Source organism: Ensifer sp. Root142, assembly GCF_001426785.1.
Taxonomy (GTDB): domain Bacteria; phylum Pseudomonadota; class Alphaproteobacteria; order Rhizobiales; family Rhizobiaceae; genus Ensifer; species Ensifer canadensis.
Genome location: NZ_LMFK01000047.1, coordinates 119263 through 140366, shown reverse-complemented (window position 1 = coordinate 140366; position 21104 = coordinate 119263). Strand labels below are relative to the sequence as shown.

The 21104-nt window shown below is 60.6% G+C and carries 19 protein-coding genes and 1 tRNA gene; 9 read left to right on the top strand and 11 right to left on the bottom strand.

Annotated elements, in window-relative coordinates; translation table 11 throughout:
* Positions 1 to 155: 155 nt before the first annotated feature.
* Positions 156 to 2291 (top strand): sodium-translocating pyrophosphatase, encoded by a 2136-nt coding sequence (locus ASD52_RS32805; RefSeq protein WP_025426530.1) that lies wholly within the window; start codon positions 156 to 158, stop codon positions 2289 to 2291.
* 70 nt (positions 2292 to 2361) lie between these two features.
* Here ASD52_RS32805 and ASD52_RS32800 read toward each other — a convergent pair whose 3' ends face one another.
* Positions 2362 to 2868: an outer membrane protein assembly factor BamE gene (locus ASD52_RS32800; protein WP_025426531.1), complete on the bottom strand. Its 507-nt coding sequence runs from the start codon at positions 2866 to 2868 to the stop codon at positions 2362 to 2364.
* 138 nt (positions 2869 to 3006) lie between these two features.
* On the opposite strand from ASD52_RS32800, the gene ASD52_RS32795 reads away from it, so the two are divergent.
* The 6 genes from ASD52_RS32795 (at position 3007) to ASD52_RS32770 (ending at position 7539) form a co-directional block, all read left to right on the top strand.
* Positions 3007 to 3546: a ubiquinol-cytochrome C chaperone family protein gene (locus ASD52_RS32795; protein WP_025426532.1), complete on the top strand. Its 540-nt coding sequence runs from the start codon at positions 3007 to 3009 to the stop codon at positions 3544 to 3546.
* 98 nt (positions 3547 to 3644) lie between these two features.
* Complete coding sequence (locus tag ASD52_RS32790) at positions 3645 to 4196, top strand: DUF177 domain-containing protein (protein WP_025426533.1); 552 nt, start codon at positions 3645 to 3647, stop codon at positions 4194 to 4196.
* Between the two features lie 201 nt (positions 4197 to 4397).
* Positions 4398 to 5456 carry a phosphate acyltransferase PlsX gene (gene plsX / locus ASD52_RS32785; RefSeq protein ID WP_025426534.1) on the top strand — a complete coding sequence of 353 codons (1059 nt, stop codon included), beginning with the start codon at positions 4398 to 4400 and terminating at the stop codon, positions 5454 to 5456.
* A gap of 4 nt (positions 5457 to 5460) precedes the next feature.
* Positions 5461 to 6432 carry a beta-ketoacyl-ACP synthase III gene (locus ASD52_RS32780; protein ID WP_057211437.1) on the top strand — a complete coding sequence of 324 codons (972 nt, stop codon included), beginning with the start codon at positions 5461 to 5463 and terminating at the stop codon, positions 6430 to 6432.
* 92 nt (positions 6433 to 6524) lie between these two features.
* Positions 6525 to 6863 (top strand): integration host factor subunit alpha, encoded by a 339-nt coding sequence (locus ASD52_RS32775; RefSeq protein ID WP_025426536.1) that lies wholly within the window; start codon positions 6525 to 6527, stop codon positions 6861 to 6863.
* A gap of 139 nt (positions 6864 to 7002) precedes the next feature.
* Positions 7003 to 7539, top strand: coding sequence for a MerR family transcriptional regulator (locus tag ASD52_RS32770; protein WP_025426537.1), 537 nt, complete (start codon positions 7003 to 7005; stop codon positions 7537 to 7539).
* A gap of 409 nt (positions 7540 to 7948) precedes the next feature.
* On the opposite strand, the gene ASD52_RS32765 is transcribed toward ASD52_RS32770, so the two are convergent.
* Complete coding sequence (locus ASD52_RS32765) at positions 7949 to 8182, bottom strand: hypothetical protein (RefSeq protein ID WP_025426538.1); 234 nt, start codon at positions 8180 to 8182, stop codon at positions 7949 to 7951.
* Between the two features lie 344 nt (positions 8183 to 8526).
* Between ASD52_RS32765 and ASD52_RS32760 the strand changes: the two genes are divergently transcribed.
* Positions 8527 to 8603, top strand: a tRNA-Pro gene (locus tag ASD52_RS32760).
* Positions 8604 to 8713: 110 nt separating this feature from the next.
* Here the strand turns inward: ASD52_RS32760 and ASD52_RS32755 are convergent.
* The 7 genes from ASD52_RS32755 to ASD52_RS32725 form a co-directional block, all read right to left on the bottom strand.
* Positions 8714 to 9556, bottom strand: a complete 843-nt coding sequence (locus tag ASD52_RS32755; RefSeq protein ID WP_025426539.1) for a glycosyltransferase family 2 protein — start codon at positions 9554 to 9556, stop codon at positions 8714 to 8716.
* Between the two features lie 11 nt (positions 9557 to 9567).
* On the bottom strand, positions 9568 to 10623 hold the full coding sequence (locus tag ASD52_RS32750; protein WP_081788848.1) for a glycosyltransferase family 2 protein: 1056 nt from the start codon (positions 10621 to 10623) through the stop codon (positions 9568 to 9570).
* Positions 10624 to 10745: 122 nt separating this feature from the next.
* Positions 10746 to 11930, bottom strand: coding sequence for a glycosyltransferase (locus ASD52_RS32745; RefSeq protein ID WP_057226542.1), 1185 nt, complete (start codon positions 11928 to 11930; stop codon positions 10746 to 10748).
* A gap of 2 nt (positions 11931 to 11932) precedes the next feature.
* Positions 11933 to 13177: an O-antigen ligase family protein gene (locus tag ASD52_RS32740; protein ID WP_025426542.1), complete on the bottom strand. Its 1245-nt coding sequence runs from the start codon at positions 13175 to 13177 to the stop codon at positions 11933 to 11935.
* The gene (locus tag ASD52_RS32735; RefSeq protein ID WP_057211436.1) at positions 13174 to 14736 is read right to left on the bottom strand and encodes an undecaprenyl-phosphate glucose phosphotransferase; all 1563 of its coding nucleotides are present in this window, start codon (positions 14734 to 14736) and stop codon (positions 13174 to 13176) included. The genes ASD52_RS32740 and ASD52_RS32735 overlap by 4 nt, the downstream gene beginning before the upstream one ends.
* A 56-nt stretch (positions 14737 to 14792) precedes the next feature.
* Positions 14793 to 15965 (bottom strand): glycosyltransferase family 4 protein, encoded by a 1173-nt coding sequence (locus ASD52_RS32730; RefSeq protein ID WP_025426544.1) that lies wholly within the window; start codon positions 15963 to 15965, stop codon positions 14793 to 14795.
* A 5-nt stretch (positions 15966 to 15970) separates the two neighbouring features.
* A complete protein-coding gene (locus tag ASD52_RS32725) occupies positions 15971 to 16546 on the bottom strand; it encodes a polysaccharide biosynthesis/export family protein (RefSeq protein ID WP_025426545.1) in 576 nt (191 codons plus the stop codon).
* Positions 16547 to 16752: 206 nt separating this feature from the next.
* Here ASD52_RS32725 and ASD52_RS32720 point away from each other — a divergent pair, with 206 nt between their 5' ends.
* Positions 16753 to 18945 (top strand): exopolysaccharide transport family protein, encoded by a 2193-nt coding sequence (locus ASD52_RS32720; RefSeq protein ID WP_057211434.1) that lies wholly within the window; start codon positions 16753 to 16755, stop codon positions 18943 to 18945.
* Between the two features lie 24 nt (positions 18946 to 18969).
* Here ASD52_RS32720 and ASD52_RS32715 read toward each other — a convergent pair whose 3' ends face one another.
* Entirely contained in the window at positions 18970 to 20142 is a 1173-nt protein-coding gene (locus ASD52_RS32715; protein WP_225906177.1) for a GNAT family N-acetyltransferase, read from the bottom strand.
* 213 nt (positions 20143 to 20355) lie between these two features.
* On the bottom strand, positions 20356 to 21099 hold the full coding sequence (locus ASD52_RS32710) for a metallophosphoesterase family protein (RefSeq protein WP_025426548.1): 744 nt from the start codon (positions 21097 to 21099) through the stop codon (positions 20356 to 20358).
* Positions 21100 to 21104 lie beyond the last annotated feature (5 nt).

Below are 21104 nucleotides of genomic sequence, written 5' to 3'. Positions count from 1 at the left end.
GTAGTTAGTTTTCCGGGGCTTGACGATCTTTCGTTGCAACCGCACTCTGGCCGCGCCGTGAGGGGTGCTGCTTGAGGAGGTGGTGCGTGATTCGCGGATTTGAGGGGCCTGCGGCCGGGAGTGAGTCCGCGGGTTGAAACGGAGGGTAATGCGAAATGACCATTTTGTTGGGCGTTATCGCATGCGGGTTGCTCGCGGTGGCTTATGCCATCTGGGCAACACGGTCGGTGCTTGCCGCCGACCAGGGGAACGCCCGCATGCAAGAAATCGCAGGCTACATTCGTGAGGGGGCGCAGGCCTATCTCACACGTCAGTACAGAACCATTGCCATCGTCGGCGTCGTCGTTTTCATCGGCGCCTGGGTTCTACTTTCTTCCGCAGCCGCGTTCGGCTTTCTCGTTGGGGCAGTGCTTTCGGGCGCTGCCGGTTTCATCGGCATGCACATTTCCGTTCGCGCAAACGTGCGCACCGCGCAGGCGGCTTCGGTCAGCCTCGCATCCGGCCTCGATATTGCCTTCAAATCCGGCGCGATCACCGGCCTTCTCGTCGCAGGCCTCGCCCTGCTCGGCGTATCGGTCTATTACCTCATCCTGACAGCAGGTCTGGGTCACGAGCCCGGTTCGCGTGAAGTGATCGACGCGCTGGTGGCGCTCGGCTTCGGCGCATCGCTGATCTCGATCTTTGCCCGTCTCGGCGGCGGCATCTTTACCAAGGGTGCTGATGTCGGCGGCGACCTCGTCGGTAAGGTGGAAGCCGGAATCCCGGAAGATGATCCGCGCAACCCTGCGACGATTGCCGACAACGTCGGCGATAATGTCGGCGACTGCGCGGGCATGGCGGCCGACCTGTTCGAAACCTACGCTGTCTCGGTGGTCGCAACCATGGTGCTGGCTTCAATCTTCTTTGCCGGCACGCCAGTGCTCTCGACCGTGATGGCTTACCCCCTGGCGATTTGCGCGACCTGCATCATCACCTCGATCATCGGCACCTTCTTCGTCAAGCTCGGCAGCAACAACTCGATCATGGGCGCTCTCTACCGCGGCCTGATCGTGACGGGTGCGCTGTCGATCGTCGGCCTGGGTGCGGCCACATCGCTGACGATCGGCTGGGGTTCGATCGGCACCGTCGCGGGCCAGGATATTACCGGCTGGAACCTGTTCCTGTGCGGTATCCTCGGCCTCGTGGTCACCGCATTAATCGTGGTCATCACCGAATACTACACTGGCACCAACAAGCGCCCGGTGAACTCCATCGCGCAGGCGTCGGTCACCGGTCACGGCACGAACGTCATCCAGGGCCTTGCAGTCTCGCTGGAATCGACGGCATTGCCGGCGATTGTCATTGTCGGGGGCATCATTTCGACCTACCAACTGGCCGGCCTGTTCGGCACCGGGATTGCCGTAACCGCGATGCTTGGCATTGCCGGTATGATCGTTGCACTCGACGCCTTCGGTCCGGTGACGGACAATGCGGGCGGCATCGCGGAGATGTCGCATCTGCCACCGGAAGTGCGCAAGTCTACCGACGCGCTCGATGCCGTCGGCAATACGACGAAGGCCGTAACCAAGGGCTATGCCATTGGCTCGGCCGGGCTCGGCGCGCTGGTTCTGTTTGCGGCCTACGCCAACGACCTCAGCTACTTTGCCGCCAATGGCGACAAATATCCGTACTTCGCTGATGTCGGTCAGATCTCCTTCGATCTCTCGAACCCCTATGTCGTTGCCGGACTGATCTTCGGCGGCCTCATTCCCTATCTCTTCGGCGGCATCGCGATGACGGCCGTCGGGCGTGCGGCAGGTTCGATCGTCGAGGAAGTGCGCCGCCAGTTCCGCGAAAAGCCGGGTATCATGGCCGGCACGGAAAAGCCGGACTATGGTCGCGCGGTCGACCTGCTCACCAAGGCGGCGATCCGCGAAATGATCGTTCCGTCGCTGCTGCCGGTTCTGGCGCCGCTCGTCGTCTATTTCGGCGTGCTGTTGCTGTCCGGCTCGAAGGCATCCGCTTTCGCGGCACTTGGCGCGTCGTTGCTTGGCGTGATCGTCAATGGCCTGTTCGTGGCGATCTCGATGACCTCGGGCGGCGGCGCCTGGGACAACGCCAAGAAGAGCTTTGAGGACGGTTTCGTCGACAAGAACGGCACTCGGCACCTCAAGGGCTCCGAAGCGCACAAGGCGTCGGTGACCGGTGATACTGTCGGCGATCCCTACAAGGATACGGCAGGCCCCGCGGTGAACCCGGCAATCAAGATCACCAACATCGTGGCGTTGCTGCTTCTGGCAGTCCTTGCCTGATCCTATCCCCAAAACGCAAAAGGCCCGCGGAACATCGTTCCGCGGGCCTTTTCTTTGCGATCGGGTGAACTTAGTTGCCGAAGTCCTTGAACAGGCTTCGCGCTGCAGCCTGTCCGGCGCCGGGGCCGGTCAGCAACTGGCCGAGGAAGCTCGTTTCCTTGCCGCCGGTCGGCGTCGTACGCGTCAGCATGTCGAAGACCTTGCCGTCCTTGAGCGTGTAGTGCGCGAGCTGGCTGACCGTGCCTTCCTTGTCGAAATAGACGGCAAGAATCGACTGGTCGACGAGCTGCGGCTTCATGAACGCGACAGGCCGTTTGCGGGTCTGCGAGATGTAGTAGAATACCTCGTTGTCGAAGGTCGCGGTCGTCGACGGTGTGCCGAGCGAAAGCATGACCTGTTCACGGCTGGAACCGACCGGAACGAGATTTAGCGTTTCCTGGTCAACCACATAACCCTGGTGGAGAACTTCACCGACATTAGCGGACTGGCAGGCGGAGAGAGCAATGGTGCTAACAGTCGCTACGGCCGCAACTCGGCCTAGGACCTTCAAATTTGTTCTGAAAAACCGCTTCGTCAACGACAGCTCCCTTTGGAGTAACGATGGCATATCCGCCATTGCAATTCGTGCATGCTTCGGTAAACCAGCTTCGGCTATCATGCAACAACGTCATGGGCGCTTGCGCGCATTTCGAGAAAGCCAAAGCTGGGCTTTGTGATGATTTTTGGACTGTTCAAAAGAAAAAGCGGCAATATTGCGATTGTCGAACGGCAATATGCATTGTTGACCGCGGCGGCACGTCAGCCGCACCTCTATACGGACCTCGACGTGCCCGACACGGTGATGGGGCGTTTCGAGATGCTGTCGGCCGTGCTGATCCTTTATTTCCGGCGCACGCGCGGGTCGGCGCGCGCCGGCCAGGAGATCGCTCAGGAGATCGTCGACGCCTTCTTCGAGGATGTCGACCATTCGATCCGCGAGCTTGGCGTCGGTGATGCCGGCGTGCCGAAGAAGATGAAGAAGCTGGCCGGAATGTTCTATGGCCGGCTCGAATCCTATGCGGCGGCACTCGAAGGTCGAGATGCGTCCTCGCTTGCTGCGGCGCTGAAGCGTAACTTCTATCCGAAGGGCGATCAGGGTGAGCCGGGGATGGATGGCCTGGCTGCCTATCTCCTCTCTGTCGAGGAGCGGCTCGCGACTGAACCGGAAGAGCGCGTCGAAACCGGCCAGTTGCGCATCCCCACCGCCGGAGAGTAAGAGACGCCATCGATGCCCGTGCGCCCTTGAACCTGGCGTGCGGCACTATCCGCGAAGAGCGTGCCGGCAACGGCGCCCGCGCGAGGAAGGATCTGATCATGAAAGACGATAGCCGACCGGCATTCTCCTACCCGGTGAAGGTCGGGCATATCTCGGCCAATGCCGTGACCGTGCGGCTCTCGGCAAACGAGAGCGAACGGCAAGCGCTTGCCGAACTCTGGGATGTGCGCGAAGTCCTGTCGCTTTCAGCGGATCTGCAGATCGCGCGCTGGAAGAAGGACGGTGTCAAGATCAAGGGTGACGTTACCGCTCGGATCGTGCAGTCCTGCGTCGTGACCCTCGAGCCAGTCGAGGCCGATATCAAGGAATCCATCGATTCTATCCTCGTACCGGAAGGATCGAGGCTCGCCCGCCAGGCCAGCAATGATGGCGGTGAGATGATCCTCAGCCCCGACGGCCCCGATATCCCCGATACCTTTACCGGCGACACGATCGATGCCGGCGTCGTCGTCAGCGAGCATGTGGCGCTGGCGATCGAACCTTATCCGCGCAAACCGGGCGTGACTTTCGGTGCGCGCATCGAAAGCACGGCGGCCGACGACGAGAAGCCGAACCCGTTTGCAGCGCTGAAGGACTGGAAAAAGGACTGAGGCCGCCAAAGCCTCCCCTACAATTCGGTTGTCACGCGGGCGAAAAGCAGTATTTTGGCCCGACTCCGGCCAAATGAGCCGCCGCAGCGACCTGCCGCGTGCCTGGCTCAAGCGTCAGAAGCAATATGTATCGTCGTTGCGTTCGAAAGCGTGCGCCACGGCAGCACGTGTTGTGTGGCAGGAAAAAAGGATAAGACACGCGTGGTCAGAATTTCTCTTGACGTGATGGGCGGCGACTATGGTCCTGAAGTCGTCATCCCGGGCGCCGCACGGGCGCTTGAACGTCATCCGGACATAAGGTTTGTCCTGTTCGGCATAGAAGCGCAATGCGCTGATATCTTGGCCAAACACCCCAAGCTCAAGGCCAATAGCACCTTCCACGATTGCGAGATCGCAGTCGCCATGGATGAGAAGCCGAGCCAGGCGCTGAGGCGCGGCCGCGGCAAGTCGAGCATGTGGCGGGCGATCGATGCGATCAACGCCGGTGAGGCCGACGTCGTCGTCTCGGCCGGCAATACCGGCGCGCTGATGGCCATGTCGGTCTTCTGCCTGCGCACGATGCGGGGCATCCAGCGCCCGGCGATCGCCGCGATCTGGCCGACGCTCAAGGGCGAGAGCATCGTGCTCGACGTCGGCGCCACCATCGGTGCCGATGCGCAGCAGCTCATGGATTTCGCGCTGATGGGCGGCGCCATGGCACGAGCGTTGTTCGAGATAGAACGCCCGACCGTCGGCCTGCTCAATGTCGGCGTCGAAGAAATCAAGGGCCAGGAAGAAGTCAAGGAAGCCGGGCGCCTCATCCGTGACGCCAATATCGAAGGCTTCGATTATTACGGTTTCGTCGAAGGCGACGATATCGGACGCGGCACCGTCGACGTAGTTGTCACCGAGGGCTTCTCCGGCAATATCGCGCTCAAGGCCGCCGAAGGAACGGCGCGACAGATCGCCGAATATCTCCGCGCGGCCATGTCGCGCACGCTGATGGCCAAGATCGGCTACATCCTGGCCAAAGGTGCCTTCGACCGCCTGCGCGAAAAAATGGACCCGCGCAAGGTTAATGGCGGCGTCTTTCTCGGCCTCAATGGTGTCGTGATCAAGAGCCATGGTGGCGCCGATGGCGAGGGCTTTGCGGCCGCTATCGACGTCGGCTATGACATGGTGAAAAATGGCCTGAAGGCGAAGATCGAGATCGATCTGGCGAAGTACCATGGCGCCGAGCCGCCGAGCGCGCTTCCCGCCGGCATGAATGATGAGGTTTGAATAAATGATCCGTTCCGTCGTTCGCGGCTTCGGTGCAGCGTTGCCGAAGCGCATTGTCACCAATCAGGAGCTGGAATCCAAGGTCGATACGTCAGACGAGTGGATCGTGCAGCGCACCGGCATCCGCCAGCGCTACATCGCCGGCGAAGGCGAAACCACGGCGTCGCTTGGCGAGGCCGCTGCACGCGCAGCACTGGACAATGCCGGGCTGACGGCGGCTGATCTCGACCTGATCATTCTGGCGACGTCAACGCCAGACAACACCTTTCCGGCAACTGCGGTCAACATTCAGAACCGGCTCGGCATGCACCATGGCGCGGCCTTCGATCTGCAGGCGGTCTGTTCGGGCTTCATCTACGCGGTAACGACGGCGGACGCCTATATCCGTGGTGGGCTGGCAAGGCGTGTTCTGGTGATCGGTGCCGAGACGTTCTCACGCATTCTCGATTGGTCCGATCGCACGACCTGCGTGCTCTTCGGCGATGGCGCTGGCGCGATCATCCTGGAAGCCCAGAAAGGCGAGGGCACGATTGCCGATCGCGGCGTGCTCACTGCCAAGTTGCGCTCCGATGGTGCGCATCGCGAAAAGCTTTATGTCGATGGCGGACCATCGACAACGGGTACCGTCGGCCATCTCAAGATGGAAGGCCGCGAAGTCTTCAAGCATGCCGTCGGCATGATCACCGACGTGATCGAGGCCGCCTTCGAGGCCACGGGAACGACGGCGGAAGACATCGATTGGCTCGTGCCGCACCAGGCCAACCGCCGTATCATCGATGGTTCGGCCAAGAAGCTCGGCATCCCGCTCGATAAGGTTGTGGTAACAGTCGATCTCCATGGCAACACCTCTGCCGCGTCCATTCCGCTGGCTCTGAACACCGCGGCGGCGGACGGCCGGATCAAGAAGGGCGATCTCGTTCTGCTTGAAGCCATGGGGGGTGGCTTCACATGGGGCTCCGTTCTGATACGCTGGTAAAAAATGCTGAGGCAACGCAGGCGCTTGACCGCAAAAGGCAAGGGCAATAGTCTTCGGTCGCTGATCGGCGTGCCAGACATCGGTGGGGGAAGATGAGCGGAAAAACAGTAACACGAGCAGACTTGGCTGAGTCGGTTTTTCGCAAGGTGGGTCTGTCTCGTACAGAGTCTGCCGAGTTGGTGGAAACCGTCATTGACGAAATATGCAACGCAATCGTGCGTGGCGAGAGTGTGAAACTATCCTCCTTCGCGACCTTTCAAGTTCGCGATAAGAACGAGCGCATCGGCCGCAACCCGAAGACCGGTGAGGAAGTGCCGATTTCGCCGCGGCGGGTGATGACCTTCAAGGCGTCTAACGTCCTGAAGCAGCGGGTGTTGAAATCGCATCTGAGCCGCAAGGCCAAGCTGAAGCCGGCCTCTCCCGTATCGTAAGCGGAGGTCGGCAACCACAATGTGGTTGAAAACCCATCCATAAGCCGTTGAAATGGAGCCGATTCGTGCGATCATCGCACGACATCGGTTCATTGCGCTTAGGCTTGCCCTGAGTCGCATGACATGGAATGGGAACGAAATGGAAAAAAGCCCCGACGCTTTTCGCACCATCAGCGAGGTCGCCGACGATCTCGATCTGCCGCAGCACGTCCTGCGCTTCTGGGAAACACGCTTCCAGCAGATCAAGCCGATGAAGCGTGGTGGCGGCCGGCGTTATTATCGCCCTGAAGATGTCGACCTGCTGAAGGGCATCCGTCACCTGCTCTATGATCATGGCTACACGATCAAAGGCGTGCAGAAGCTGCTGAAGGCCAACGGCAACAAATTCGTGGCGGCGATCGCCAGCGGCGATCTGGCGACGGTTGAGGCCCTGGCCGCCTCGAGCAACGAGGAGCCGCTACCGCCGAAGGCCGGCTTGTCCGACGAGGATCAGATCGTCGGTCGCGCCAAGGCGCCAGCCAGCCGCCGCTTTTTCTCCTTCGGCGGCGGCAATGACGACGTTCCGGAAATCTCTCTCGGCAAGTCCTCCTCCGTCGGCAAGGAAGATCGGGCGCTGCTTCAAGAGGCGCTTTACGATCTCCTGGAATGCAAGCGTTTGCTTGATCAGGCGCGGTAACTGGCGCCTGCTGATTCGGCAGCGAAGGTTGCGCGTCGGCGAGGCAGAGGCGCAGGCCGCGAAAGTAGAGGGGCTGTGCAGGTCACGCCGGAGGATTACGGCAACTACGCCGGTCCCGAGCTGATGAAGCACGCCTCGATCCTGTCGCATAGTCGAATCACTTCACCGATGCAGGTGCGCGCTAAGGGTGTTCTTTGGGTGTCCTTTGATGGACTGCACAACTCCTTAAATTGACGGTGATTCAAGGGGGCTGCGGCGGGCCTTTAGCCGTGACTCATTCGACGTACACCCGTCGGCGTTCGCCTGAGAGCGAGAGCTGATCGCAAAGGGACCCCAGGGCCTGAGCTATTTTGCGCGAGGTCCTGATGGTTCTGGAAGATCGCGGATAGGCGGAAAGCGGTCCTGCATGTCAGGCAGCGTTCAGATCCGCAATCTCGCCGAACTGGACCAATAGGCGAGGGCTACTCATGTCGCCGCTTTCTTCGTCCACCTGGACAGCATAGGCGGCGACGCCGACATGCCTCGGCGCCATAGCCGCCGCAACCTTCTCTGCCCCAGCCGCGGTCGTGGCGGCACGCATCTCGCCGGGCGCGAGCCCACCGCGAACGCGTTTAAAGGGCATGATGATAAATTTCTCTGACATGGCAAAGCCTCCAATTTGTTCTACAAATGTTCTGATGCTGGTCAGAAGTCAACGGCTTAATTCTGCGGGAGACCAATCGCTCGTTTGCGCTGCAGAAAGACGGGCCTAGCTGGGTTGCCAGCCCTGTGAAGGGAGGGGCGAAGCGGCGGTGTGGCGACAACCGTTGCCGGCAGTGACCGCCGCGTTCACATGGAGTGTATTCTAGACCGACAATCGCAAAGTTTTGACCTGTGGGACTTCTCGTCCCATTTTCCACTTATCCACGCCGTTTGTTCCTTTTTCCTGCCGGGCCCGAAATTCCCGCTTGCGCTCTAAGCGTTGAGAATATAGGGATTTCCTCGGTCCGGAGCGTAGCGCAGCCCGGTAGCGCACTTGACTGGGGGTCAAGGGGTCGTGGGTTCGAATCCCGCCGCTCCGACCATTTCAATCACCAAGCCCCCAAGGGGTGATTGATAAATTCCTTCGTTTGTTGATTTTCCGTTGTCGCCAACTAGGCGGCTATACGGCGCCGCCAACTCACCCGTCTGAGCGTCAGAGGCCGAAAATCCGATACCTGGTCTTACGCCTGGCATCGTTCCAGCACATGCGGAATAGCATCAATCGGCTGTAGAGGGATGCGGGAGGAAGCTTGTCTTTGAGCTTGTAGCAGCCGATCGTGTATTGCCAGCGAGCTCGAATTTTTGCTGTGATGGATGTCACCATGTATTTTTTGTCCGAACCGGATCCCTCGGTGAATTCGTAGACAGGGCCGTCGGTGTAGGCGACGAGGTCGCGAACGACGAACTCCGTGACGACATAGGAGCTGAGCGCCCAGACCGCGCCTTCGTGCCACCGCTTGAGAACGATCTCGTCGGCTGCAGCAGACCGGAAGACGCCGTAGATCCACTCGGACGGATACATGAGATTCCGCGGGGCTCGGCCGCGTACGTAGCGTTCCTTGAAACGGAAAATGTCCTGGTTCGGCTTGGCGTGTTTTACTTTTGTGCCGTCGACGCGCTCGACGTTGCCCACGGCCAGCATTTTACTTGGATCCGCATCCAGCGATGCGACGAGTTCCTGCAGGAAGTCGGGTGTTGACGTGTCGTCGCACGCGCGAAGGCAGAAGTATTCGCCTTCGCATGCGCCTATTCTGAACGCCTTGGCAAATTGCTCGAGCGCGCTCAGAAAATTGGCGTTCTGAATAACGGAAAATCGCGGATCCCTTGCGCAAAATGCTCTGGCGATCTCTAAGGTGTCGTCGGTCGAGCCATTTTCCAGGATAAGTGCCCTGAAATCGGACAGGGATTGGTCCGCAATGCTCTGCAGACTTCGCTCAAGCGTTTTTGCGCCGTTGTGGACCGGAAAGACGACGACGATCTTGGATTTTTCAGGCATGGCTACACGTGTTACCGTCTGGGCTCAGTTGGAGCAATTGGCGTAATGAAGCCAAGGTCGAGCAACTGCTGCGAGCCGGTAAACTTCAATGAGTCGTCGGACTGTAGCTGCAGCGTCCCTTTTTTCGCGATGACATCCGTCATCTTCGAATACGCAGCCGCATTGTCGAAATATTGCCCGTCGCGTGCAGCCTCCGTTATTTCCTTCTCGTAGTCTGAGAAAAACTTGAAGTGGAGCAGGGCGCCCATCATGCTCGCGAAGTTTCTCCGATATGGAAGCGGTTGATGTATGCTGGGGCCGAAGCGACAGTCATCGTCCCAGTATATCAGGGGGTACTTGATGAGTTCGAGGTCTGCGTCGAATTCTCGTTTGCGCGCTCCGCCCTTGATTGAAATCGCCCGTTTGGTTGTAGACAGCGTGTACCCGGAGCTATCGAGGTGGTCCGCGATTTCCCAAGGCGCGCGCGAGCTCAGCAGATTGGCGTCCGCTTTAGATAGGTCGATGGGATACATATCGAGCATGGGCGCCGGCAGTCTCAGCGCGCCTGCCTTTTCAAGACAGTGTATAACAGACCAGAGTGTCCTGGTTTCGAACCCGTCATAGACGAGGAATTCATCGGAATCGACATTGACGTACCACCTTGGGCCGCCATAGAGGCCCAAAAGTGTCTCGCGCCATGCTCGGCCGCGGCGTGCGTCCTTGTAGCGGACAGGCGAAACCCACAGGTCCACATCGTCCTGTTTGAGGAGGAATTCTCTTGTTCCGTCCGTGGAGACGTCGTCCACGCAAATGAAGCGCGTTACACCTAGCTGCCGATAGTGCGAAAGGAATGCGGGAACCAGCTTTGCGTCGTTGTGCGTCAGGAAAACAAGCGGAAGTTCGTCGGGATATAGTGACGTTTGGCCGTGATGACTGACGCAACGCAGGCTAACGGATGTCGCTTTGCGCCGTTCGCGCCGTTCGACCTTCAGCGTTTCATACCAAGTGGAGAGACGCTCCAGTACCCCCCTGTCAGCGATCGAAGTCGCGTCGGCTTGAGCCCTGAAGGGATAGTTGATTTCGGCCATTCCCGCCCCAGTATAGCTTCCAGATATTATTTCGACTTAGATGAAAAGCTACGGTTTCGCAATGTTTGCGGTATGCCTACATGTCGTCATGCAGGTCGTCGTCCCAAAACCGTGTTATGTAATCAGGCGGTTACCCTGATACGTCGTCGTTCCGCCAGCTTCCAATAGAGCATCTCGGTTTGGTCGAGCATCGCGTCGAGCGTGAAGCGCTCCTTGACGCTGTCGGCTGCCGCCGCGAGCTTCCTGAAGGTGGCTGGCGTAGCGGACGCAGCCATAGTCTTGGCAAGCTCCGAGATATCGTCGGTATTCTGCACGATGAAGCCGTTGTGACCATCCTCGATCACGGTTCGTGCGCCGCCGATATCGCTGGCAATGATCGGCTTTCCGGCCGCCGCCCCCTCCAGCATGACGTAGGACATCGCCTCGTAGCGGCTCGGCATGACCAGCACATCGAAGGCAGGGGCCGCTTGCGGACCTGTGAATGCGGATGTCAGATGCATCCGGTTCTGTAGGCCGCTCTCGGAAATGGCGGTGCGAACCGTGCCTTCGAGCTCGCCGGCGCCAACCATGACGAGATGACTGTCTTTCACCGTCGCGGCGATGTTCTTAAAGGCGGCAACGAGCCGTTCGGGTGCCTTCTGCGCGGTCAGCCGGCCGATGAACCCGAAGACAAATGCGTTCGGCGCAATGCCGAAACTAGCCCTTATGGTCGTTGCCATATCCCGTGAGGGCGGAGCAACGCCATTGACGATCACCGACATCCGCTCCTCCGGCATGTATAGCGAAACGGCGTGGGAGCGCTCGTCGTCGGACACACAGATGAGATGGTCGGTATAGAACCAGGCGAGACCCCATTCGATCGCGCCATAGATCAGCCTGCCGCCGCGTCCCAGTGTCGGATCCAGCGTACGGAAAGCGTGCGGCGTGTAGATGCGCGGCAAATGGCGACCGGGCAAGCGCAGGCGCGTCAACGCTCCGGCCTTGGAGCTGTGGCCGTGAACGATATCGAAAGGGCCATGATCGCGCATAATACGACGCAGCGTCAGGAAGGCTGGGATGTCGGTGGGCCCTGGGGCACGCTTCATGTCGACGGCGTGAACAGCGGGAAGGCCAATAGCCTTCAGCTCGCGCACGAAACTTTCCTCGGCTCGCACCGGTGAGTAGACCGCCTCGACGTGATGCCCGCGGAGATGCATGCCGCGGCAGAGATCGATGAAATGCCGGCCCGATCCGCCACCGCTCGGCTCGAGGACTTCGAGCAGGCGCAGCGGCGCGGCGGCGGTGCGATTTGGCAAAGGATATTCCATGTTCATTGCTGCCATCCGGCCCGCATTGTTCGACGATGGCGGTATTCGAGGGCGGCACATCCCCAGATGATGCCGAGAAGCATGTAGAAATGACGCCAGTGATCGGTATCGATGACATTGCCGACGCCCACATGACCGATCAGCGCGACCCAGGCGATCATCAGATAAACCTGCCAGGGGCGCTCGAGCAGCAGGAAGCGGAAACCGAGCGACAGCGTCCAGATGATAAGCGTGACGTAGCTGACGAAACCGAGCCAGCCGTAGGATGTCAGCGACTTCAGCCAGACGTTATGTTCGTCCTCGGGAAAGATCGTGCTGAAGACCATCGGACCGATGCCGAGCGGTTTCTCCATCGACATCAGGAAACCGATGCGGTGACGGTCGAAGCGGCCGAGGTGGCCGCCGTCATAGTCCTGCACGAGCTGCGAGCGGCTGGAAAAGAGCGTTGCCACCTGCTCCGATTGCAGCGCGGCCAGCAGGGCGCCGACAACAAAGACACCGCCGACCAGGGCGACGACGAGGATGCGCAGGCGGAAGAGGCCGTTGCGCTCCTTGAGCAGCATCACGAAGACGAAGGCAACCACGCAGAAAAGGTTGAGCGCCCATGCAGCACGCGAGAACGACAGGAACACGCCGAGCGCCAGCACCAGAAGCGCGGCGATCTTGGGCGGGGCCTTGTGGATCGGCTGCGTCAACAACCCGTGGATTAGATAGAGTGCGGGAACCGACAGGAATGGGCCGAACACGTTCGGGTCCTGGAAGGCGCCTTTGGCCCGGTCGTAGAGTGTGAAGTTTTCAGCGCCCGGGATTGCGCCGAAGTAGCCGAGAATACCAAGCAGGGCGGTCAGGACGGCAGCCGTGACCCAGGCGTTGAAGATCAGCCGGAGCCGCTGATAGCGATCCTCGATGATGGCGGCGTAAAAGACCGCCGACAGCGCCAGAAATCCGGAGACCGCCATGTACATCGGCCCCTTGGTCAGGTCGACCATCGTCATCAGCGACAGGATCCCGCCGATCATGAACAGGGTGAGCAGAGTAAGAAGCGGCGCGACATAGCGCGAGATTTTCAGGCCGAAGAGCGCCCAGAGCCCAATGAGGACCACCAGGAATAGCTCGTAGGGCGCTGGTTCGGCAATCACGAAACCCGACAGAAACACCACAAGCGCAACCAGCCATGAGCCGAAGAGCGAAAGCGCGGCAAGCTGGGGTCTAAAGACGATCGGCGGTGGTGTGTCGACGGTGCTCAATAGGCATTTTCCGTGTTGAGCAGCCGGAACGGTGTCAGGAACAGGATCTTCAGGTCGAAGAGCAGCGACCAGTTCTCGATGTAGTGGAGGTCGAAGGCCGTGCGCAGGCGGATCTTGTCGTCACTGTCGATCTCGCCGCGCCAGCCGTTGATCTGCGCCCAGCCGGTGACCCCGGGCTTGACGCGGTGACGGGCGAAATAGCCTTCGACGACGTCGGAATAGGTGCGGTTCTGCGTCTGCGCTAGCACGGCATGCGGGCGCGGGCCGACGAGCGAGAGCTCGCCCTTGAGCACGTTGAAGATCTGCGGCAGTTCGTCGATCGAGGACTTGCGGATGAAACGCCCAACCGGCGTGACGCGGGGGTCGCCCTTCGTCACAGCGTTGCGGGCGCTCGGGTCGCTCAAATGCGTGTACATCGAGCGGAACTTGTAGACCTCGATGGTCTCGTTGTTGAAACCGTGGCGCTTCTGCTTGAAGATGATGGGGCCGGGCGAGGTGGCTTTGACCGCGATCGCAGCCCCCAGCATCACCGGCCACAACAACACCAGGGCGACGATGCTGAAGAAGATGTCGAAGCCACGCTTGGCGACGGAATCCCAGTCTGCGATGGGTTTGTCGAAGATATCCAGCATCGGCACTTCACCGACGTGGGAATAACTGCGCGGCCGGAAGCGCAGGTTGTTGGCGTGCGCTGCAAGACGGATGTCGACCGGCAGTATCCAGAGCTTCTTCAGGAGCTGCAGGATGCGTTTCTCCGCCGTCAACGGCAGCGAGATGATCAACATGTCGATGCGCGCCAGGCGCGCGAATTCCACCAGCTCGTCGACCGTTCCGAGCTTGGGGTAGCCGGCGATGACATTCGGAGACCGACGTTCGTCGCGATCGTCGAAGATGCCACAGATCCTGATGTCGTTGTCGGTCTGATGTTCGAGTGTGCGGATCAGATCCTTGGCCGGCTGGCCGCCGCCGACGACGACGGCACGACGCTCCATCGTTCCGTTGCGGGCCCAATGCCGGATGGAATAGGCAATGAATGCGCGTTCTGCCACGAGGAAGAGCGCACCGGCGACGAACCAGCCGCCGAACCACACACGCGAATATTGATGACCGGACTTTAGAAAGAAAAGCGCGATGGCAATGCCGCCGAATGCGATCGCCCAAGAGGCGAGGATACGCGGAGTAAAGCGCAACCAGGCGCGAAGAGCAGGGACCTGGTAGGTGTCGGCGATCTGCATCGCGGCAACGGCTAGTGCGGAGCCACCAACGAGGATCGTCAGGTAAAGCGGCAGCTGATCGAAGCCGGGCTGCACATAAAGCGCATTGATGGCATAGCCGATGGCGAACAGTGCGCAGAACTCGAAAAGACGCATCAGGCCCATGATCATGGCGGGCGAATAGGTGTCTGCGCGGAATTGTTCGGCAATCTGTCGGGCGAGGGGGTTGAGTTCCGTCGACGGTTCGTCACCGGCTTTTTCGTCCGGCGCACGGGTACGGATCTCCGAAATCTTCTTGCGAAGCGCTTCGGGGTCGAAGGCTTCCGACCGCTTAAACTCGTTCATGGCTTCCTTCCGGCACTGAAGTCCGCACGGGATAGCAGAAAGCCACTAAGAAACGCTTACGTTGCAACCTGAGGCCTTATCGGAGCCGATTGGTCCCGGCACAAATCCCGGTAGAGCCGCAGCACCTCCGCCGTCATGACCGAGGCCGCGAAGCGGGACTTGAATGTCTTCGGGTCGGGCATCACGCGCGCGGACCAGTCCTTCTCGACGATTGCAGAAGCCATGATCGTGGCAAGTGACTGCGCGTCTGCCGCTTCGGCAAGAGCTGCGCTGTGCTTGCCGAGGATTTCCGGTATGCCGCCGACGCGGCTGGCAATCACCGGCTTTTGCGCCGCGAGCGCCTCGAGCACGATATAGGGCATGGATTCTGCCCGGGATGGAATGACGATGTTTCGTGCCAGCGCAAAGGCTTCGCGGGCGTTCATGGCAGGGCGCATGGTGATCCGTCGCCCGAGGCCCTGCTCGAACGTGAGGTCGCGGTATTCTTGCTGCTGTGGGCCGTCGCCGACCATCAACGCCGAGAGCGGCCGCCCGACAAGCCGTTCCGTGCGGGCAAAGGCATCCACAAAAAGATCGGGACCCTTCAGGTCCCGCATCATGCCGATATAGAGGAAGTCGACCGCATCCGGCCGCGCCTCTACGGCCTCGAACTCGCGATCGTCGATGCCGTTGTAGATCAGCTCGTAGTGCTCGCGCGGCTCGCCGACCTTGGAAAAATAAGTCTGGCGCTCGAAGTCGCAGACGAAGACGAGCGCGTCGGTCAGGCGTTCCTGAAGCCGCTCCAGCGGGAAGACGATCCGCCCGACAAACGACTTCGGGCTGTAGTGGAGACTGCCACCGTGCGGGGAATAGAGGCGGGCTACGCGATACCTGTTGACCCGCAAGGCTGAACCGATGAGGCGGGCTATGGCGCCACCTTTGGCGCCGTGCCCATGCAGCACATCCGGTTGCAAACTTCTGATTTCCTTGTAACAGCGCCAGAGCGCGGCAAAATCCCTTGGGCCGATCGAGCGATGGATCGGCATGCGGACGAGGCCCAGCGCCAGATAGGGCCGGATTCCGTCGAAGAGCGAATCCTCATAGGATCCGCCAGTGGTACTGTCGCAGAGGATGCCGACCTCATGACCCGCCGCCGCGTGCGCCTCCGCCAGCTCGCGCACATGGCGGAAAATACCACCGACGGGCGATCTGAAGCAGTGAATGATGCGCAAGGGACGCTGCGGCTGCATCGAGATCAGAACAGCCGTTCGCGAATGTAAATCGTATCGCCAGCCAGTACGGCATCGGTAATCGGCACGCGACCGGTGATGATCCGGCCGTTGATTTTACGCGTGACGTCGGCGCTGGCCTGGTTGGCCCGCGGCGAGAAGCCGCCGGCAACCGCAATCGCGTTCTGTATCGTCATTCCCGGCACATAGGCATATTGTCCTGCCTGGCCGACTTCGCCCATGATGAAGACCGAGCGATAGCGATCGACTTCGATGGTGACATCCGGATCGCGCAGATAGCCCTGTTTCAACTTTGCGGCGATCATGCCTTCGAGTTCGGGCAGCGTGTGGCCGCGCGAGGCGACGGTGCCGATCAGCGGAAAGGCAACATAGCCTGCCTGATCGACCGTGTAGGTACCACTTAGGCCTGCCTGCTCGAATACGTTGATGCGCAGCCGGTCGCCGCTGTCCAGCCGATAGGGCTGGATCGTTGCTTCGCTGAACGCTTTGGGTGCCGGCTGATAGCTTGTGCAGCCGCCGAGCAACATCGACAGTGCTGCCACCGTAATAGCGAGACCCGTCTTCATACCTGCGGTTGACATGCTGCTCTTCGGCTCCGGAAACGACCACCTCTCTCGCCGTTATCGATCCGTTAGGGTTAATAGCTGGTAAACTCGCGGTAGAATTTTCAACGGGGGACCTGCGGCAGAGGAGGGGCGAAATCGCCCAGAGGTTGAGCAGCCATTAACCCTTGCGTTACCATGTTCATTTACCTTCCAGCGAGATTTTAAGGTTCGGAGCCAGAAGCATGTCGGGAAACGGCAGCGGACAACAGGATGTGGATATCGATCTCGGCGGGCTGTTCCGCGCCGTGTGGGATCGACGCGTCAAGGTATTGCTCGCCACTGCGTGTGTTGCAGCGCTCGCTTTCGGCGCCGCGAAGATGATCGCACCGGACTATCAGAGCGAGACGCGCGTCCTCATCGAATCGCGGGAGCCTGAATTCAGCGGCTCCAACCAGAACGCGCAGACAGGGTCCGACCGCGTCTTCGACGAATCCGGCATTCTGAGCCAGGTTCAGGTGCTGCGTTCGGCCGACCTGATCAAGCAGGTCGCGCGCAACATGAAGCTACACGAGCAGAAGGAGTTTGATCCTTCGGCCGCACCTTCGGCGGTTTCCGACCTGATGGTCATGCTGGGCCTGAAGAAGAACCCACTGGAAATGCCGCCCGAAGAGCGGGTGCTGAAGGAGTTCACATCGAAACTGCAGGTCTATCAGGTCGAGAAGTCGCGCGTGATCGCGATCGCCTTTACCTCGAAGGATCGACAGTTGGCGGCTGCGATCCCGAACGAGATGGCAAAGGTATTCCTTTCGCTGCAAAGCGGCGCGAAGCTCGACACCAATTCTGAAGCCAGCCGTTGGCTTGAGCCGGAGATCGCCAATCTGCGCGAGAAGGTGCGGGATGCCGAAGCCAAGGTGGCGGCCTATCGTTCGTCGTCCGATCTGTTGCCAACCGGCGAGACCACGAATTTCGCAACCCGGCAACTCACGGATATCTCGACCGAGCTGACCCGCGTGCGTGGCGAGCGGGCTAATGCCGAGGCGCGCGCCGAAGGTGTGCGGGCGGCGCTGGCGAGCGGCCGCGAGGCTGATACCATCGCCGACGTCGTTGGTTCGCCGATGATACAGCGCCTCAAGGAGACGGAAGCAAACCTGCAAGGGCAGGTGGCTGACCTTTCGACCACGCTTCTGGACGGCCATCCGCGGCTGAAGGCCCTGAAATCGCAGGTCGAAGGTATCAGGGCGCAGATCCGCTCAGAAACCCGCAAGATCCTCAGCAGTCTGGAAAACGAGGCGAAGGTCGGCGAGTTGCGCGAGCAACAGCTGACGCAGCAGCTCAACGCGCTCAAGGCCAAATCGGCCCAGGCCGGCGAGGAAGAGGTGGGCCTGCGTGCACTCGAGCGCGAGGCGACCGCCCAACGGCAACTGCTCGAGACCTATCTGGCGCGCTATCGCGAAGCGACGTCGCGCACGGTCGAGAATGCAACGCCCGCCGATGCGCGTGTCATTTCAAGCGCGGTCGTCCCCACCGGCGCCAGCTTCCCGAAGGTGATGCCGATCACCATCGTTGCGGCACTTGCGACCTTTCTTCTGAGCTGCATCATCATCATGCTCGGGGAGTTGTTCAGCGGTCGTGCACTGCGGCCGGTGTCAGTCGGTGCCGAGCGGCCGCCGGCACGTTCGCGGCCGGCCATTGCCGCCGTCGCTGCTGCTGATGGTTTCGATGAGAAGAAGCTCAACATCTCGCCTGCATTGAACGACGCCATCGATCTGCCACCGTTGGCGCCACTGGCCGAGGACGAGACGGACGATGTTGTCGACGACCCGAGCGGCGAGACGGCCGAACCGGATTTCTCGATCGAGGCGGTTGCCGATCACCTGCGTGAAAACGCAGTGCGGATCGCAATCTCTGTTTCGCCCGGTGGCGACGAGGGGTCGACGGCGACGGTGATGCTGGCGCGTCTGATCGCGGAGGAAGATCGCAAGGTCGTGTTGATCGACCTCACAGGTTCGGCCTGCCCGACCCGCCTGATGGCGCGTTCGGCGCAACTGCCTGGCATCACCAACTTGCTGGCCGGCGAGGTGGCGTTCACCGAAACCATTCATGCCGATCGGTTCTCCGACGCGCACATCATTCCGCAAGGCGATGCCGATCCGCGGCTCGCAATGCGCGGCATCGAGCGCCTGCAGATGATCATCGATGCGTTGACCAATGCCTATGATCTGGTGCTGGTCGAATGCGGACCGGCCGACGAGGGAGCCGTCGACAAGATTGCCCGCCGCGACGGCGCGGAAATCATCCTGTCGGCGCCGGCGGTTAGCGAAGAGAGAATCATTGAAGTCCTGACCGGCTTCGGCGAGGCCGGCTACCGGGACATCGTGTTGATGACTGGGCGGGGTGAACCCGGCCCGGATTATCCCGACCGCCACGCGGCCTGAGCCGAGGCGCGCTAACGGCGCTGCTTATTCGCTATCGATCTCGCCGGTCTGTCGATCGGTCTTCCGCTTGCGGCTCCGCACCCGCTGGAAGAATGAATAGGCGGCCCTGTTGGCCTTGATCGCCACTTTCGCCTGCACCAATGCCCGGTGGTAGCCGGCTGCAAACCGGCCGCGCACCGTCAGCGGCAGGACGATGTCCCTGAGCGGCGTCTCGACTGTACACCACGAGCGTTTGTAGGGCTGGTCTCCGACGCCGAAGTCGAAGAGCGCCGCGCCCTCGCCGCAAAGCCTTTGGATCATTCTGTAGAACAAGAGCTCGCCCGGGCTGGCGTCGCCTGCCAATTCCTCGTCGATGGAGCCGAATTGACAGATGACATGATCGGCCTTTCGCGACAGACTGGCGACGGCCACAATCCGCCCGCCATGTTCGCCTTTAAGGCGGATGGCATTGAGTTCGAGCAGTCGTTCGTCAGCTGCGCCGCAACTGCCCGCGACTGCGTGAAAGAACGTTCTGGTCGGGGCGCCCTGAAAGACATCGGGAAGTCCGAGAGCTGCAAAACGAGTGGCCTTCTGGCGAAAAAAGACGTCGAGCAACGACCGCGCTTCGCAGGGATCCTGCGCAATGACGTAGTCGTACCCCCCGAGAGCCTCGAGCCGCCGCTCGGAGATCCGCATCTTCTTGCGCCGCCGTTTGGCATTGACCTGTGCCAGCGTGCGTTCGAAGCTCGAAAACAGCGGCAGCTGAAACGAGGAATTCTGGTTCTTGATGCCGGGTAGGTTCGCAAACGGGCTTGCGGTTCCGCGCCAGGCAAGCGGCGTCTTTTCGAGCGCCACGAGATCGACTTTATGGCGCAGCCGATGAGTGAGTTCGCGCGCCAGTCGGTCAGCGAAGTCGTTTCGGGGAAGGGTCAGCGCATCTGCCGCGAAAAGTCCGGTATTGAGATTGCTGTGGGGCGCACCGACAAACCGCGCCGTGTTGAACAGGCGACCGGGCACGAATTCAAGAGGCAGGATGAACAGCAATTCGCCATCAAGGGCGCCGCGAACGACCTGCAACTCGCTGTCATGAGCCTGCGCCCATGCCGCGCACCAGTCGTAGCCTTGATGCAGGGAGTTGAAAGACAGCGCTTCCAGCGACCGCCATTCCTGCTCCAGCGGCGCCATCGTATCATGGATGGAGATCTCGAATCGGCTCATGGCGGCATCAGACCGGGACGCAGCGTGTGCGTCTCGATGGCCCGGCCGGCCGATGGTCAGATCTGTGTTCGTCATCGGCAAGGCCGTCCGGATGCTGGTTGCGGCTGCCATTCAACGGCAACTCCGCTACAATCCGTTTAATTCCTGAAATATGACTGCGACCTCCGGGCAACAACCGGCGAATGCAGTTAGCAAAGCATGAAGCCCGGATTGCTACCCACCGAGAAAACCTGTTGCAAGAGCTTGCGCCCATTGCAGGCGGTTTCGCTGCGCGGCAAGCCTTGCCATCGTCTCGTGCTGGTAGGGAACTGTGCGGAACGTGACACTCCAATCATTGCCAACGCTTTCGACGATGGCGTAGCGCGCATCCGGCGAGCCGACTTCAACCTTGTGGGCGACCGGGCTGTCGGCGTCATATCCAGGGCAACCAACGCTGCCGGGGTTGACTACGAGCCGGCCGTCCGCAAGGCGGATCGCTCGGGGAGTGTGCGTGTGTCCGCAGAGAATGACTGGTTGCTTGATGCCTGTAGCGAGGACTTCGATGGCGCTGCGCGCTGCCAGATGGACCACGCCCTCCGCCGTCAATGCTTCGAGCCAGTACGCCTCGTCGCTCGCAGGCGTGCCATGGCAAAGAAAGAATGCATCGCGATAGACGAGGGTGGCCGGCAGGGTCGCTAGCCATTCAAGATGCCGAGGCTGCAATTCCGCATGGGCCGCGCGGTCGGACAACCCCATGCCGGTGGGATCGAGCGTCAGCAGGTATCGGTCATGATTGCCAGAGATCGAGGGGATGTTGCGCGCCATCAGGATATCGGCGGTGCGCGCCGCATTGAGCGGACCGCTGACATGGTCGCCGAGATTGACAATATCGGCGATCCCCAGCGCGTCGATATCGGCAAGCACCGCCTCGAGTGCAAGGTCGTTGCCATGGATATCGGAAATGATCGCAACCTTCATCGAGG